The organism is Peribacillus sp. TH16, from assembly GCF_016651095.1.
In the GTDB taxonomy this organism is placed as follows: Bacteria; Bacillota; Bacilli; order Bacillales; family DSM-1321; genus Peribacillus; species Peribacillus butanolivorans.
Genome location: NZ_JAEKEM010000011.1, coordinates 149,125 through 165,823 on the forward strand (window position 1 = coordinate 149,125; position 16,699 = coordinate 165,823).

Genomic DNA, 16,699 nt, shown 5'->3' on the forward strand with positions numbered 1-16,699 from the left:
AAAGACAGTGTATTAGTGTCTAAACCATCACGTGACGGTTGGGAGGGGTTATATTGGGATCGAGACGTTGAAAATTGGCGAGTTGGCAGAAATGGCGAATGTTACGAAGAGAACTGTTGATTACTATACAAACATGGGCCTGCTAAAAGCAGAACGTTCCGCCTCTAACTACCGTTATTATTCAGTCAGGGAACTTGAACGGCTTCACCGTATTGAGGAGTATAAAAGAAAAAACCTTTCATTAGAAGATATAAAGGAACTATTTAACCAGGACAAGGAAGTTTCATCTGCCATTGAGGAAACAGGACTTCAACTGAAAAGTAAACTGGATGGCTTGAATGAGGAACTACGGGAAGTAATCAGGCTGATTGAAAAGGACGAAAAAAATGAACTTCTTCTAAAAAAACAGATTTCTCACGAAAGCATTGCCTTAATCCAATCATTATTAGTGTTGTTAGTATAATCCAGATTTATTCTCGATAGTTTACTGTACTAAGGTGCATATTAATAAAGGACATCTTCACAAAATGGTTGGGATGCGGCATTCATGTTAAAATTCAGTTTGTTTTTGAAATGGACATTAACCATTTACACAGGAGGTGCTTGGGATTAAACCGTGTTTGCCTATTCCTTGGTATTACTCAAGGTAGGGTATATACATGGTAAACCCGCACATATTGGAGATTTTTATAAAATTATTAGCAGTAGCTGTATTAATAGCATTAACGGCATTTTTTGTTGCCTCAGAATTTGCAATCGTAAAAGTCAGAAGTTCTCGTATTAATCAATTGATTGAAGAAGGACATAGAAATGCACTTGCAGCCAAGAAAGTAACCACACATATTGATGAGTACTTATCTGCTTGTCAATTGGGGATTACAGTAACCGCATTAGGTTTAGGGGTGCTGGGTGAACCGACGGTGGAGGCAATATTTAAACCTTTGTTTTTAAGATGGGGATTAGATGAATCCGTAAGTCATATTATCTCTTTCGTGATCGCATTTGGCTCTGTCACATTCCTACACGTTGTAGTCGGGGAACTAGCACCAAAAACAGTTGCGATTCAAAAGGCTGAGGAAGTAACATTAATGTTTTCAAAGCCATTAATTCTGTTTTATCGTATTTTGTACCCGTTTATTTGGTTATTGAATGGCTCTGCTCGTGTTCTTACAGGCATGTTCGGGTTAAAGCCTGCTTCTGAATCTGAAATGGCTCACTCAGAAGAAGAACTACGCATTATTTTATCAGAAAGCTATAAAAGCGGTGAGATTAATCAATCAGAGTATAAATATGTAAACCAAATTTTTGAATTTGATGAGCGTATTGCCAATGAGATTATGGTTCCTCGTACGGAAATGACCGTAATTGAAAAAGGAATGCCCTTATTGGAAGTTGTTGAACTCATTCAAGAAGAGCAATACACCCGTTATCCTGTTATAGACGGTGATAAAGATAATGTAGTGGGTATGGTCAATATCAAGCGTCTTTATACAGCAACAATTACAGAAGAAAATGTTTCAGAATTGACGGTTGATTCATTTGTAACACCAATTATTCGTGTTCTTGAAACAATCGCAATTCATGATTTACTACTGAAAATGCAGAAGGAACGGATTCATATGGCCGTTTTAACAGATGAATATGGCGGTACTGCAGGTCTTGTTACGGTTGAAGACATTCTCGAAGAAATCGTCGGAGAAATACGAGATGAATTTGACCAAGACGAACGGCCGCTTATTCAAAAAATTGATGAGGGACATTATGTTTTTGATGCAAAAACATTGGTCGAAGATGTTAATGATACCCTTGCAATAGAATTGCCAGAAGAAGATATAGATACATTGGGCGGTTGGTTCCTAACAGGGCGATTTGAAATTGCAGTCGGCGATAGAATAGAATATGCCGGCTTTGAATTTACCGTAAAAGAGATGGATGGCCATCATGTCTTATATGTTGAAGTTAAGAAAATTTAATAATCACGAAAAACCGAAAGCGAAAGCTTTCGGTTTTTATAATTTTACTAAATAATGAATTAATAATTGAGTATGGATTCGAACACAATGCTTTGGATTTTCTTACAATTAAAAAGGTAGACTACTACTCTAATGGAAAAGGAATTCATGAATAATAACGCTGTAGGTACAATTTATACTATGAAAATGTTAAAATGTAGAGTGAGACATTAAATCTATCTAAATATAAACATATTGGAATGTTAGTAATAAGATTTATCTTTGCAAAGACATTCTTTTTCTGGCTGATTATAAATTAAGAGAAGAAGGTAGGCGGAAAAATGGGTTTTAAGAGGAAGCAAATGTTAGGGTTCGGTTTAATCTTGCTTTTCTTGGCTATATTACTTTCTTTCATGATGTTTACGCTTAACAATTTAAAGAGCAGTATGACCGAAATAGTTGAAAACCGCTATGAAAAAGTTCAAGCTTCGATGGAAATCCGTCAGTTGTTTTCAAGGTCAGACCGTGAAATTTTGTTTGCTGCTGATGATGCGAATAAAGAAGAAAGAGCTGATAGTCTAGAAATTATAAAAGAGAATCATAGTTTGATTGAATCACAAATTGCTGAATTATCAGGTACTTTAAATAAAGTAAAAGCAAAGCAATTGTTGAAAGAGTTTGAGACTCAATATACATCTTACTCCATAACAGAGACTGAGATTATTCAAAATATACAAGAAGAAAATTCTTCTGAAAATATTTCCAGGTTGATGAGAGATCAGCGGGAAAAGCGGACAAAAGTTATCAGCGCGATGGATGACTTTAAAGATTTCCAAGAAGGCATTATGAAAGAAACCTTAAGGAATTCGAAACAAACCTATGAAGATATGATTAGTTTCACAATCTTCGCTGTTATTCTTAGCATTTTAGTTATTTCAGTAACGATGGTTTGGATGATTCGCAGCACATCAAAAGATTTGCAATCCATTACGAAGGTCATCAAGAATATTGATTTTAAAAACTTATCGGTAGTACCAAGAATTTCAGTTCGAACAAAAGATGAAATTGGTGATATCGCTCGATCCTTCAATGATATGGCAGAATCGCTTGAAGCCTATAATCAAAAGGAGAAAGATTTCACTGAAAAAATCAGTGAACAGAACTGGATTCAGACTCGTGTTGCAGATATTGCTACCATGTATCAGCGTATTGTTGATGTGGAGGTTCTTGCTGACAGGTTCATTACAAGGCTTGCGCCGATGATGGGAGCGTCCATTGGGGCGATTTACGTCAGGCGAGGTGTGGGAAAAGATATGCGTTTTGTAAAGATTTCCAGCTTTGCAGGAGATGGTGAGGATGCAGGTAGACGTGAATTTCGACTGGGTGAAGGTTTGATTGGACAATGCGCTCAAGAAGGAAAATCGAAATTCATCGACAATATTCCAGAAGACTTCCATTTGGTTACAACAGGGCTAGGGGAAGTCAATCCTAAAAGTATTGTCATTGCACCGGTCGTATTTGAGGACGAAGTTGTTGCAATGGTTGAATTGGCAAGTTTGGAGGCCTTTACGAAGTTGCAAAAAAGTTTCTTAACCCGTGTGTTGGATACTCTAGGCATCACGATCAATAATGTAGAAGGTCGGATGGAAATAGAGCGTTTATTGAAAGAATCACAGGCACAGACCGAAGAGTTGCAGGCTCAATCGGAAGAGTTACAATCTCAGTCAGAGGAAATGCAGGCCCAATCAGAGGAATTGCAAACACAGGCTGAAGAGTTGCGGATGATTAACGAACAATTAGAAGAGAGAAATCGCGAAACCGAAGATAAATCGAAAGAGCTTCAAGTCGCAAAATTAAATCTTGAAAAACAAGCAGAAGAATTAAAGTTAAGTTCAAAATACAAATCGGAGTTCATGGCAAATATGTCCCATGAATTGCGGACGCCGCTTAACAGTATTTTGATTTTATCTGAAATGCTTTCGGATCCTAATGATAGTAAATTAAATGAAGAGCAGCAGGAATTTGCTCGTGTTATTAACTCATCAGGTCAAGATTTATTAACATTGATTAATGATATTCTGGATTTATCAAAAGTTGAAGTTGGAAAACTTGAAGTTGTCTTTGACGAAATGAATATGAGTGAGCTGCCTGAGGTTTTGCACCGTAACTTTGATCATGTAGCGAAGAAAAAGAACATCGACTTTATAATCGATAGAGATAAAAATGTACCGGACATTTTCTTTACGGATGAACAGCGCTTCCAGCAAATCTTGAAAAACTTATTGTCCAACGCATTTAAATTCACGGAAAAAGGTTCTGTGTCTGTCCGAATTAAAAAAGCGGATGAAGAAAATGTCGCACAGTGGATTCAAACAAAAGGTGCAAGCAATTGGATTGAAATTAATGTGGCGGATACTGGTATTGGAATTTCCAAAGAAAAGCAAAAACTAATCTTTGAGGCGTTCCAGCAAGGCGACGGAGCTACAATGAGGAAATACGGTGGTACAGGACTTGGGCTTTCCATATGTCGTGAGTTTGCCAAGCTGCTAGGAGGCTGGGTCATTGTAGATAGTAAAGAAGGCCAAGGTAGTACATTTACCTTCTTTATTCCAAGCATGCCAGAGGGCTTCAAACATGTTGGCGAAGCAATAGCTGCTTCTACAGAAGTGGCAGCAGCTTCCCATGAAGCAACCGAATCTTCTGTAGAGCAGGAAGAACAGGATGTCGTAATATTCGATGGTGACGGCAAGAAAAATGGTAATCCATTCTGCAATAAAACCGTACTGGTCGTCGATGATGACCACCGTAATATCTTTGCACTAAAAAATGCCCTGAAGCATGAGGGGATGGAAATCCTTACGGCTGAAAATGGCTATGAATGTTTGGAGCTTCTTGAAAAAGTAAATAATATAGATGCAATATTAATGGATATTATGATGCCAGGAATGGATGGTTATGAAACGATGACTAGAATTCGCGAGCAGAATAAGTTCGAGAATCTTCCAATCATCGCTTTAACAGCTAAAGCGATGAAAGGCGATAGAGAAAAATGCCTGAAAGCTGGCGCGTCCGACTATGTCAGTAAGCCATTAAAATTAGATCAGTTGCTATCAGTTCTTCGTGTGTGGCTGACTAATTGATTGATAGTACGGGTAAGGAAGGTTTTTCATGAAGGATACATTAACTGTTGAAGAACGAGAAGATATAGAAATTGAATTATTATTGCAAGCCATTTATTCTGTCTCCGGCTTCGATTTTCGGAAATATATGCGTTCTTCTATAAAGCGGAGAGTTGAAAATCGGATGAGGCTGGACCATATTCGTAGGATAAGTGGAATGATTGAAATGGTTTTATATGAAAAAGGTTATGTCGAGAAACTTCTGAATGATTTTTCGATAAACGTTACTGAAATGTTTCGCGACCCGGATTTCTTTAAAGCTTTTCGATTAAAAATTGTACCGCTTTTAAAACAGCTTCCGGAAATTAGAATTTGGCATGCGGGTTGTTCGACTGGTGAAGAAGCCTTTTCAATGGCCATCCTTCTTAAGGAAGAGGGGCTTTATGAAAAGGCGAAAATTTATGCGACTGATATGAATGAAGATGTCCTCCGCCATGCAGAAAAAGGGATACTTCCGCTAAATAGAATGCAGTCTTATACAAAAAACTATTTGCAGGCCGGCGGAAAACAGGAATTTTCGGAGTATTATACGACGGATTATCAAAATGCCTATCTTAATTCTAGCCTTCTTAAAAACATAGTGTTTTTCCAGCATAATTTGGTCACTGATGGTTCGTTCAATGAGTTTCATATTATCATGTGCCGAAATGTGATGATTTACTTTACCGGTGAATTACAAACCTATGTAAACCATTTGTTTTATGACAGTCTTAGTAAAGAAGGCTTTCTTGCAGTTGGTAGTAAGGAAACACTTCATACATCTTCCTTATCGGAAGATTATGAGGACTTTGATTCAAAGGAACGGATTTATCGGAAATTATAAGAAGGGGGAGTTCGCATATTTAGCGGACTCCTCTTTTTCATTAGGCCACTAGTAATATGTTCTCACCCTGTTTTTGGGTGATACAAAAAAATGCTTATAATATGTTTAGAGTGTCATAGTAACGGGTATATATAATGAATTGGTCTGCGAATGTGATGATAAAGTGGTTTATTATTATTAAAAGAGACTGAGCTTCGTTATAATAAAATGGAAACTACCCTATAGGGAACCACAATAATGAAACGCATTTACATAATAAAGATAAAAACTTGCCGCTCGATATAAGCCAAAAGGGGAATAAAAGAATGACGATATTAATCGTAGATGATAACCAGGTTAACCTTTTCGTTATAGAGAAAATTCTAAAGAGGGCTGGCTATACGGATTTTCTATCATTAACTTCTGCTGTGGAGATGTTTGAATATTTACAGGTGGATGGTCTGAAACCAAAGGAGACTTCTGTTGATATTATTCTGCTTGATATTATGATGCCTGAAATCGATGGAATAGAGGCGTGCAGACGTCTTCAAAATATCCCACACCTTAAAGATATACCCGTGATTTTTGTGACCGCACTTGAAGACTCAAACAAGGTAGCCGAGGCACTTGATGTGGGCGGTATTGATTATATAATGAAGCCTATTAATAAAATTGACTTGCTGGCCCGGATTCGTGTGGGATTAAGGCTTAAATATGAAAAAGATTGGCATAAAATGCAGGATGAAAAAATTCGTAATGAATTAGATCTCTCGATGCAGGTCCAAAGCAGTCTCTTAAGTGAGCCCATTCACAATGACCACTTAACTATCAAAGCCTCATACTTACCTGCAAATAAGTTAGCGGGAGACATGTACTATTGGCATCGCATTGATGAAAATCGATATGGAATCATTCTGCTTGATATGATGGGGCATGGAATATCCGCTTCACTTGTTTGTATGTTTATTTCCTCTGTTTTGAGGGATGCGATTCGGACACATACAGATCCTGTTGCAGTCATAAACGAAATGAATCACTGGATGAGTGTCCTTAATAAAGAAGATAACCAAGTGCACTATTATTTTACAGCGATTTATATGATTATTGATACAGAGCAAAAAACAGTGGAATATGTTAACGCTGGACATCCTCCAGGTTTCGCTTTAATGGATGATGGAAAAGTGGCTTCTCTTTCAAAAGGGACATGTCCTGTGGGATTCTTCACTGAGATGAATATAGAGAAATCAATCATTCATTATGAAGACAGAATTCAACTTCTGTTATTTACAGATGGTGTCATGGAGGCCATCGATCGGGATGGCACCGAAGGGCTGAATCAAATACAAGAAGCGGTCTCAACGAGTTGGTTTGATATCAAGGAAACCGCTCCTATTGATTTTGTTATGCCCCCTGAAATGCAACAAGACCAGCCGGATGATATGTGTGTTGTTGTAATTCAAGCTAATTGAAAAAGGAAGAGGCTGCAGTTTATACCTGCAGCCTCTTCTGTGGTGTGGAAATTCTTATATAGGAGAGTTTCGATGTAGTATCCAGCGATTTTAATTTGCTAATTAACGTTTATTTTTCAATTTACTAACAGCGTCTTGGAGATTGCCTTTTAATTTATCAACTTTACCTTCTGCTTGTAAGTGAGGATCATTTTTCGCGTTACCGACCTGGTCTTTCGTTTCGCCTTTTACTTTATTGACCGTACTTTTAACTTTGTCTGATAAACTGCTCATTATGCTGCCTCCTTTTTCTTTATATACTATATATACCCTTGTATAGGTCGAGTAAACCAAGTTGTATATAAGAATCATTTATGAAGCGATTGTTGCCTTTTTACTGTGGATTTGAATGAACCGATAAGCCTGTTCAATGATTTGATCTTTATCATAATCCAACGAAGCAACATGGTAGGAATTTTCAAGGGCGATTAATTCCTTATCAAGGGACAATACAGTATCGTATATTTGATTGGAACATTGGGCTGGTACAACGTGATCTTCTGGAGAATGAAAAAGAAGTATCGGGCAGCTAATGTTTTCGAGCTGTTGACTTGTATGCTCCATAATATCAAGCAACTGATTAATTGCTTTTGAGGGAACTTGGTCATAAGTGATTTCAGTAACAGTATCGTCTTTTACGTCAGGCTCACCTTCAGGAATGAAACGCGGAACCGATTGGTTACGATAGATTTCATACTCAGGAACTTGAAGTGCGGCGTTAATAGTGAGAATTCCTTCACAAGGTACTTTTGTCGCTAAATCCAAAACAAGGGCGCCGCCCATTGATTGTCCTATTGCAAATACATATGTGCAGGTTTGCTTTAGCTTTGCATAGGCAGTCTCGACATCATGTACCCAATCTTGATAATGGCTCGTTTCCATATCCAGCTCATCGGTACCATGGCCCTTCAAACGTGGAGCATAGACTGTATAGCCTTTAGCAGCGAGGTTATCACCTAAATACCTTACACTTTGTGGTGTGCCATTAAAGCCATGGCAAATGAGGATTCCGATAGAATTGCCAGGGAGGAAAAAAGATTCTGCACCTGGTATTACCTTTGCTTCTGTCATATCTCCATCTCCTTTAAATCATAATCTATTAAAAAAGGGGTTATTGATTATTAGATTCTGTCTTTCTAATAATATTAACTATTCCGATTATATTACTTGGTTATATAATATCATAACAAGATTTAGAAAGTCAACTTGGTTATGTTTCTTGTTCAATACATCAAGAAGGTACTTAAGGCAAGAAAAAAACAGGACTGCAAATACTTGTGGAAGATATACGTTGACGCGAGTACCTAAATATAACAAAGAAATCTAGCTTGGTTTCAATTAATAAATACAACTCCTTCTATAATATATGTTTACTAAAATACCGATCTAAGAGGTTGTTAAAATGCCTAACAAAATAAAAACTATAAAAATAGGAATAGTCGTTGACTTTCAAGTGGAATAGGATTAATATAAATAAGCACCAAGTACGACAAACAAAAAACTTCATCCACTTTTGGTAGATTACTAAAAGAAATAATAACTATTGACTTCTTATTATGAAAGTGTTAAGATGAAATGGTCGCTGAAAAACACAGCGATTTAAAATAAGTTAAAAACTTCGCAGAAGTTGACAACTAATCAATAGCGTGTTATGATGAATAAACAAGTTGTTCGAAAGAACGACGATAAAATTGCTCTTTGAAAACTGAACAAAACAAAGCGCCAACGTTAATTTTTTAAGTGAGCACACACTATCAAAAAAGCAAAATGAGCAAGTCAAACATTTCTTCGGAGAGTTTGATCCTGGCTCAGGACGAACGCTGGCGGCGTGCCTAATACATGCAAGTCGAGCGAATCTCAGGGAGCTTGCTCCCTGAGATTAGCGGCGGACGGGTGAGTAACACGTGGGCAACCTGCCTATAAGACTGGGATAACTTCGGGAAACCGGAGCTAATACCGGATACGTTCTTTTCTCGCATGAGAGAAGATGGAAAGACGGTTTCGGCTGTCACTTATAGATGGGCCCGCGGCGCATTAGCTAGTTGGTGAGGTAATGGCTCACCAAGGCGACGATGCGTAGCCGACCTGAGAGGGTGATCGGCCACACTGGGACTGAGACACGGCCCAGACTCCTACGGGAGGCAGCAGTAGGGAATCTTCCGCAATGGACGAAAGTCTGACGGAGCAACGCCGCGTGAACGAAGAAGGCCTTCGGGTCGTAAAGTTCTGTTGTTAGGGAAGAACAAGTACCAGAGTAACTGCTGGTACCTTGACGGTACCTAACCAGAAAGCCACGGCTAACTACGTGCCAGCAGCCGCGGTAATACGTAGGTGGCAAGCGTTGTCCGGAATTATTGGGCGTAAAGCGCGCGCAGGTGGTTCCTTAAGTCTGATGTGAAAGCCCACGGCTCAACCGTGGAGGGTCATTGGAAACTGGGGAACTTGAGTGCAGAAGAGGAAAGTGGAATTCCAAGTGTAGCGGTGAAATGCGTAGAGATTTGGAGGAACACCAGTGGCGAAGGCGACTTTCTGGTCTGTAACTGACACTGAGGCGCGAAAGCGTGGGGAGCAAACAGGATTAGATACCCTGGTAGTCCACGCCGTAAACGATGAGTGCTAAGTGTTAGAGGGTTTCCGCCCTTTAGTGCTGCAGCTAACGCATTAAGCACTCCGCCTGGGGAGTACGGCCGCAAGGCTGAAACTCAAAGGAATTGACGGGGGCCCGCACAAGCGGTGGAGCATGTGGTTTAATTCGAAGCAACGCGAAGAACCTTACCAGGTCTTGACATCCTCTGACAACCCTAGAGATAGGGCGTTCCCCTTCGGGGGACAGAGTGACAGGTGGTGCATGGTTGTCGTCAGCTCGTGTCGTGAGATGTTGGGTTAAGTCCCGCAACGAGCGCAACCCTTGATCTTAGTTGCCAGCATTCAGTTGGGCACTCTAAGGTGACTGCCGGTGACAAACCGGAGGAAGGTGGGGATGACGTCAAATCATCATGCCCCTTATGACCTGGGCTACACACGTGCTACAATGGATGGTACAAAGGGCTGCAAACCTGCGAAGGTAAGCGAATCCCATAAAGCCATTCTCAGTTCGGATTGTAGGCTGCAACTCGCCTACATGAAGCCGGAATCGCTAGTAATCGCGGATCAGCATGCCGCGGTGAATACGTTCCCGGGCCTTGTACACACCGCCCGTCACACCACGAGAGTTTGTAACACCCGAAGTCGGTGAGGTAACCTTTATGGAGCCAGCCGCCTAAGGTGGGACAGATGATTGGGGTGAAGTCGTAACAAGGTAGCCGTATCGGAAGGTGCGGCTGGATCACCTCCTTTCTAAGGATAAATACGAGAGCGCTTTTGTTTTGTTCAGTTTTGAATGAGTAATTCATTCAGATACGAAAGATCTCATCACGTTGTGATGAAGTTTTTTCTTCTTTGTTCCTTGAAAACTAGATAATAGATAGAAGGCAATTAATTTTTTCAAAGCATCAGTAAGATCTTTTTTAACGGTTAAGTTAGAAAGGGCGCACGGTGGATGCCTTGGCACTAGGAGCCGATGAAGGACGGGACTAACACCGATATGCTTCGGGGAGCTGTAAGTAAGCTTTGATCCGGAGATTTCCGAATGGGGAAACCCACTGTTCGTAATGGAACAGTATCTTTACCTGAATACATAGGGTACTGAAGGCAGACCCGGGGAACTGAAACATCTAAGTACCCGGAGGAAGAGAAAGCAAATGCGATTTCCTGAGTAGCGGCGAGCGAAACGGAATTAGCCCAAACCAAGAGGCTTGCCTCTTGGGGTTGTAGGACACTCAACATGGAGTTACAAAGGAACGGGGTAAATGAAGTGATCTGGAAAGGTCCGTCAAAGAAGGTAAAAACCCTGTAGTTGAAACTTCGTTCCCTCCTGAGTGGATCCTGAGTACGGCGGGACACGAGAAATCCCGTCGGAAGCAGGGAGGACCATCTCCCAAGGCTAAATACTACCTAGTGACCGATAGTGAACCAGTACCGTGAGGGAAAGGTGAAAAGCACCCCGGAAGGGGAGTGAAATAGATCCTGAAACCGTGTGCCTACAAGTAGTCAAAGCCCGTTAATGGGTAATGGCGTGCCTTTTGTAGAATGAACCGGCGAGTTACGATTTCATGCGAGGTTAAGTTGATAAGACGGAGCCGCAGCGAAAGCGAGTCTGAATAGGGCGAATGAGTATGAGGTCGTAGACCCGAAACCAGGTGATCTACCCATGTCCAGGGTGAAGTTCAGGTAACACTGAATGGAGGCCCGAACCCACGCACGTTGAAAAGTGCGGGGATGAGGTGTGGGTAGCGGAGAAATTCCAATCGAACCTGGAGATAGCTGGTTCTCTCCGAAATAGCTTTAGGGCTAGCCTCAAGATGAGAGTATTGGAGGTAGAGCACTGATTGGACTAGGGGCCCCCAACGGGTTACCGAATTCAGTCAAACTCCGAATGCCAAATACTTATTCTTGGGAGTCAGACTGCGAGTGATAAGATCCGTAGTCGAAAGGGAAACAGCCCAGACCACCAGCTAAGGTCCCAAAGTATACGTTAAGTGGAAAAGGATGTGGAGTTGCTTAGACAACCAGGATGTTGGCTCAGAAGCAGCCATCATTTAAAGAGTGCGTAATAGCTCACTGGTCGAGTGACTCCGCGCCGAAAATGTACCGGGGCTAAACGTATCACCGAAGCTGTGGATTGACACCGTATGGTGTCGATGGTAGGAGAGCGTTCTAAGGGCGTTGAAGTCAGACCGGAAGGACTGGTGGAGCGCTTAGAAGTGAGAATGCCGGTATGAGTAGCGAAAGAAGGGTGAGAATCCCTTCCACCGAATGCCTAAGGTTTCCTGAGGAAGGCTCGTCCGCTCAGGGTTAGTCGGGACCTAAGCCGAGGCCGAAAGGCGTAGGCGATGGACAACAGGTTGATATTCCTGTACCACCTATACATCGTTTGAACGATGGGGGGACGCAGAAGGATAGGGTAAGCGCGCTGTTGGATATGCGCGTCCAAGCAGTTAGGCCGGAAACGAGGCAAATCCCGTTTCCATTAAGGCGGAGCTGTGATGGCGAGGGAAATATAGTACCGAAGTTCCTGATTCCACGCTGCCAAGAAAAGCCTCTAGTGAGATGTAAGGTGCCCGTACCGCAAACCGACACAGGTAGGCGAGGAGAGAATCCTAAGGTGTGCGAGAGAACTCTCGTTAAGGAACTCGGCAAAATGACCCCGTAACTTCGGGAGAAGGGGTGCTTTTTAGGGTGAATAGCCCAGAAAAGCCGCAGTGAATAGGCCCAGGCGACTGTTTAGCAAAAACACAGGTCTCTGCGAAGCCGCAAGGCGAAGTATAGGGGCTGACACCTGCCCGGTGCTGGAAGGTTAAGGGGAGAGGTTAGCGCAAGCGAAGCTTTGAACCGAAGCCCCAGTAAACGGCGGCCGTAACTATAACGGTCCTAAGGTAGCGAAATTCCTTGTCGGGTAAGTTCCGACCCGCACGAAAGGTGTAACGATCTGGGCACTGTCTCAACGAGAGACTCGGTGAAATTATAGTACCTGTGAAGATGCGAGGTTACCCGCGACAGGACGGAAAGACCCCGTGGAGCTTTACTGCAGCCTGATATTGAATTTTGGTACAGCTTGTACAGGATAGGTAGGAGCCTGAGAAGCCGGAGCGCTAGCTTCGGTGGAGGCGTTGGTGGGATACTACCCTGGCTGTATTGAAATTCTAACCCGCGCCCCTTATCGGGGTGGGAGACAGTGTCAGGTGGGCAGTTTGACTGGGGCGGTCGCCTCCTAAAGAGTAACGGAGGCGCCCAAAGGTTCCCTCAGAATGGTTGGAAATCATTCGTAGAGTGTAAAGGCACAAGGGAGCTTGACTGCGAGACCTACAAGTCGAGCAGGGACGAAAGTCGGGCTTAGTGATCCGGTGGTTCCGCATGGAAGGGCCATCGCTCAACGGATAAAAGCTACCCCGGGGATAACAGGCTTATCTCCCCCAAGAGTCCACATCGACGGGGAGGTTTGGCACCTCGATGTCGGCTCATCGCATCCTGGGGCTGTAGTCGGTCCCAAGGGTTGGGCTGTTCGCCCATTAAAGCGGTACGCGAGCTGGGTTCAGAACGTCGTGAGACAGTTCGGTCCCTATCCGTCGCGGGCGCAGGAAATTTGAGAGGAGCTGTCCTTAGTACGAGAGGACCGGGATGGACGCACCGCTGGTGTACCAGTTGTCTTGCCAAAGGCATAGCTGGGTAGCTACGTGCGGACGGGATAAGTGCTGAAAGCATCTAAGCATGAAGCCCCCTCGAGATGAGATTTCCCATAGCGCAAGCTAGTAAGATCCCTGAAAGATGATCAGGTTGATAGGTCAGAGGTGGAAGCGTGGCGACATGTGGAGCTGACTGATACTAATAGATCGAGGACTTAACCACGCTTTAAAAAATGAAATACCTTCTTATTATCTAGTTTTGAAGGAACAACGTTCCTTTATTGTTTGGTGACGATAGCGAAGAGGTCACACCCGTTCCCATTCCGAACACGGCAGTTAAGCTCTTCAGCGCCGATGGTAGTTGGGGGTTTCCCCCTGTGAGAGTAGGACGCCGCCAAGCCATTTTGAAAAGATCAGCCATTCTGGCTGGTCTTTTTTGTGTTTATATAATTTGAAAAGTAAAGAACAAAAATTATAACGCAATTTTGGGTCGTAAGTATGGATTACATATTAAGCCCAGGTTCTGCATTATTGAAAAGGAAGCATATAATGAAAAAACGTCAAAAATTAGAGCAACTAGAGGACTAATGCGTAAAGGAAACAAGATAAAATCTGTTGGAGTCTTTATTAATGTAAAGCTTCAAGAATATGTGATTCAATTCTTAGATGATAATAACTTAAATATTGATTGGTATTGAAACGTTTTTTACCATCAAGTGGAAGCTCCACTACCAACGATTTGGGAAAAGTACCGTACCCACAAAAAAGCGAATCTGGTTTAAACCTTTAAAAAAATATCCATTTTTAGAGGTTTATTTTTGCTGCCATTTTCTTTATATTACTTTATATGGCGGTGCTCTTATGGGTATTCGCCATTTTTTGTTCTAAAATAAGATCCCATTAATCTCTTATTGGTTATAAGTCTATCGTTTCCCTATACCGGTAGATGTCTACTTAATAGAAAAGCAAATGCTAGTAGTTTACTAACCAAATGAATAAAACGGTTATTGTCTTGTGGCATTTGTTGATAATAAAATTGTGATTTACTTAAAATTGATGTGAATCTCCTTCTCTAAGTATGCTTCACTCTACTTTTCCAATATCGCATTACTTTTATTGCCTTTTGTAACTTTTATGATTATTTACTTCATTTGATTTTATACAATAAGAATTTGTCTTTCTTCAACGGATAAGTCAGCTGTGCTTCTTTTTAAAAAATCTAGAGATAAACACCATCCTTAAAAAACAATAATTTCACGCAATCAAGTAGGAAATAGTACGTAAAAAATAGTCACCTAATTGCTGAATATATAGATCGTGATTTTCTACAAATCAAAAAAGTATTTTGCAAAAAAATGTATTGAAAGATATCAGAGTAATCTTGACCCATTAGTTATATGTTATAATATGGTAATAGTCATTTGCTGCATTGATAAGTTCAATTTATATAGTATCTTTTTTTGGGGGGATAGTATGGTGGCGTATATATTTACTATAATTGTGGTTGGCATTATAGGACTGATTGGTTACAGAATGATTTTCAAAAAGAAAACGCCTTCTAACATGTATACACCTTATGATGACATGGTTATGGGAAAAAAAGATGATGTTAAAAGAAATCACCCTGCACAAGATACAAAACACAATATCAAATATGAAGAAAAAAGCGATAAAGACAAGACCGTATAAACGGTCTTGTCTACAGTTTTTTTTGAGGGGTTGTAAAAATTAAAACGTTGATTTCCTCCAGGCACTCGCTTTCCGCGGGCGGTCAGGGAGCCTCCTCGGCGCCTTTGCGCCTGTGGGGTCTCCCTTGGACACGCTTTTCCCGCAGGAGTCTCGTACCTTCCGTTCTAATCAACTTTGTTTTAATATAGGAGTATTAAAACTTGAGGTGATGCTTTCGAAACATAATTCTATGAAATGATTACTTTGGATCAACTGGTGCCAGCGAACCATTTGGTTCGTAAAATTGAGGGGGCCATTGACTTCACTTTCATTTATGACTTGGTGAAAGAGATGTATTCAGAGATAGGGCGCCCAAGTATTGATCCAGTTATTTTAGTTAAATTGACATTCATTCAATATACCTTCGGTATTCGTTCGATGCTAAAACGATTGAAGAAGTTGAAACGAATATGGCTTACCGTTGGTTTTTAGGTTACGGTTTCTATGATAAAGTACCTCAATTCTCAACGTTCGGGAAAAATTATGAGCGTCGCTTTAAAGATACAGACCTGTTTGAACAGATTTTTTATTGTATCTTAATGACAGCTTCAGAAAGAAAGTTAATAAGTGTAGAGCACGTATTCGTTGATTCAACACATGTGAAAGCCAGTGCGAATAAGCGAAAATTCGAAAAGAAAATCATTCGTAAGGAAACACGAGCATATCAAGGACGCCTTCAAGAAGAAATAAATCAAGAGTGTGAAAACAATGGAAAGAAGCCTTTTCCGCCGGATAAATTTGATAAAGAAGAAACCAAATAAATTAAAGAAAGTCCAACTGACCCTGAGAGTGGCTACTATGTAAAAGATGAACGAACAAAACAGTTTGCCTATTCATTTCATACGGCTGCAGACCGCAACGGTTTTGTGCTGGGGACGATTGTAACACCAGGAAATACGCATGATAGTCATATCTTAGAGCCTCTTGTTGAACAAGTGATTGAGAAAGTTGGAAAACCTGAAGCTGTTGCCGCAGATGCAAAAGAAAAGCATGGTATGCGCTGGACTACTTTAAGGGGACTTAAAAAATTGTCGATGCAGGCGATGCTTACTTTCGCTACCATGAATTTAATGAAGGCTGCATACCAAGAAGAATTATAGGTATTGTTTATTCTTAATAAAGGGCATTCTTACTAGAGCTTAAAATAAAACTGAAGTTTATATATATAATGTGTTGACTTTAAGGTAGGAAAGGATTAATATAAATAAGCACCAAGTATGACAAACAAAAAACTTCATCCACTTTTGGTAGATTACTAAAAGAAATAATAACTGTTGACTTCTTATTATGAAAATGTTAAGATGAAATG

General features: G+C 41.0%; 10 protein-coding genes, 3 rRNA genes and 1 pseudogene. 12 read left to right on the forward strand and 2 right to left on the reverse strand.

What is annotated here, in order from left to right:
* The first annotated feature begins 31 nt into the window (after positions 1 to 31).
* From JFV29_RS29355 to JFV29_RS29375, 5 genes are all read left to right on the forward strand, one after another.
* A complete protein-coding gene (locus JFV29_RS29355; protein WP_309558392.1) occupies positions 32 to 463 on the forward strand; it encodes a MerR family transcriptional regulator in 432 nt (143 codons plus the stop codon).
* A 214-nt stretch (positions 464 to 677) separates the two neighbouring features.
* Positions 678 to 1,973, forward strand: coding sequence for a hemolysin family protein (locus JFV29_RS29360; protein ID WP_053348273.1), 1,296 nt, complete (start codon positions 678 to 680; stop codon positions 1,971 to 1,973).
* A gap of 341 nt (positions 1,974 to 2,314) precedes the next feature.
* Complete coding sequence (locus tag JFV29_RS29365; protein WP_242486993.1) at positions 2,315 to 5,092, forward strand: response regulator; 2,778 nt, start codon at positions 2,315 to 2,317, stop codon at positions 5,090 to 5,092.
* Positions 5,093 to 5,120: 28 nt separating this feature from the next.
* Positions 5,121 to 5,954: a CheR family methyltransferase gene (locus JFV29_RS29370; RefSeq protein WP_201188301.1), complete on the forward strand. Its 834-nt coding sequence runs from the start codon at positions 5,121 to 5,123 to the stop codon at positions 5,952 to 5,954.
* A 305-nt stretch (positions 5,955 to 6,259) separates the two neighbouring features.
* On the forward strand, positions 6,260 to 7,402 hold the full coding sequence (locus JFV29_RS29375; RefSeq protein WP_056525851.1) for a fused response regulator/phosphatase: 1,143 nt from the start codon (positions 6,260 to 6,262) through the stop codon (positions 7,400 to 7,402).
* A 102-nt stretch (positions 7,403 to 7,504) separates the two neighbouring features.
* Here the strand turns inward: JFV29_RS29375 and JFV29_RS29380 are convergent, their stop codons facing one another.
* Positions 7,505 to 7,675 (reverse strand): CsbD family protein, encoded by a 171-nt coding sequence (locus JFV29_RS29380; RefSeq protein ID WP_082527580.1) that lies wholly within the window; start codon positions 7,673 to 7,675, stop codon positions 7,505 to 7,507.
* A gap of 78 nt (positions 7,676 to 7,753) precedes the next feature.
* Positions 7,754 to 8,512 (reverse strand): alpha/beta hydrolase, encoded by a 759-nt coding sequence (locus JFV29_RS29385; protein WP_201188303.1) that lies wholly within the window; start codon positions 8,510 to 8,512, stop codon positions 7,754 to 7,756.
* A 714-nt stretch (positions 8,513 to 9,226) separates the two neighbouring features.
* Between JFV29_RS29385 and JFV29_RS29390 the strand changes: the two genes are divergently transcribed.
* From JFV29_RS29390 to JFV29_RS31830, 7 genes and pseudogenes are all read left to right on the forward strand, one after another.
* A 16S ribosomal RNA gene (locus tag JFV29_RS29390) occupies positions 9,227 to 10,777 on the forward strand.
* A gap of 175 nt (positions 10,778 to 10,952) precedes the next feature.
* Positions 10,953 to 13,885: ribosomal RNA gene (locus tag JFV29_RS29395) — 23S ribosomal RNA — on the forward strand.
* 61 nt (positions 13,886 to 13,946) lie between these two features.
* A 5S ribosomal RNA gene (gene rrf / locus JFV29_RS29400) occupies positions 13,947 to 14,062 on the forward strand.
* Together the 16S, 23S and 5S rRNA genes form the textbook arrangement of a ribosomal RNA operon.
* An 85-nt stretch (positions 14,063 to 14,147) precedes the next feature.
* Entirely contained in the window at positions 14,148 to 14,360 is a 213-nt protein-coding gene (locus JFV29_RS30060; RefSeq protein WP_207205218.1) for a hypothetical protein, read from the forward strand.
* A gap of 775 nt (positions 14,361 to 15,135) precedes the next feature.
* A complete protein-coding gene (locus JFV29_RS29405; RefSeq protein ID WP_201188305.1) occupies positions 15,136 to 15,351 on the forward strand; it encodes a DUF3951 domain-containing protein in 216 nt (71 codons plus the stop codon).
* Positions 15,352 to 15,585: 234 nt separating this feature from the next.
* Positions 15,586 to 16,379: pseudogene (locus tag JFV29_RS29410) on the forward strand (transposase); the annotation flags it as partial.
* A 6-nt stretch (positions 16,380 to 16,385) separates the two neighbouring features.
* Positions 16,386 to 16,490 carry a hypothetical protein gene (locus JFV29_RS31830; protein WP_446728274.1) on the forward strand — a complete coding sequence of 35 codons (105 nt, stop codon included), beginning with the start codon at positions 16,386 to 16,388 and terminating at the stop codon, positions 16,488 to 16,490.
* Positions 16,491 to 16,699 lie beyond the last annotated feature (209 nt).

Excerpts from the sequence above, each read along its gene's own strand:
- JFV29_RS29385 (WP_201188303.1), bottom strand. The coding sequence starts at position 8,512 with ATGACAGAAGCAAAGGTAATACCAGGTGCAGAATCTTTTTTCCTCCCT.
- JFV29_RS29380 (WP_082527580.1), bottom strand. The coding sequence starts at position 7,675 with ATGAGCAGTTTATCAGACAAAGTTAAAAGTACGGTCAATAAAGTAAAA.
- JFV29_RS29370 (WP_201188301.1), top strand. The coding sequence starts at position 5,121 with ATGAAGGATACATTAACTGTTGAAGAACGAGAAGATATAGAAATTGAA.
- JFV29_RS31830 (WP_446728274.1), top strand. The coding sequence starts at position 16,386 with ATGCGCTGGACTACTTTAAGGGGACTTAAAAAATTGTCGATGCAGGCG.
- JFV29_RS29365 (WP_242486993.1), top strand. The coding sequence starts at position 2,315 with ATGTTAGGGTTCGGTTTAATCTTGCTTTTCTTGGCTATATTACTTTCT.
- JFV29_RS29375 (WP_056525851.1), top strand. The coding sequence starts at position 6,260 with ATGACGATATTAATCGTAGATGATAACCAGGTTAACCTTTTCGTTATA.
- JFV29_RS29405 (WP_201188305.1), top strand. The coding sequence starts at position 15,136 with ATGGTGGCGTATATATTTACTATAATTGTGGTTGGCATTATAGGACTG.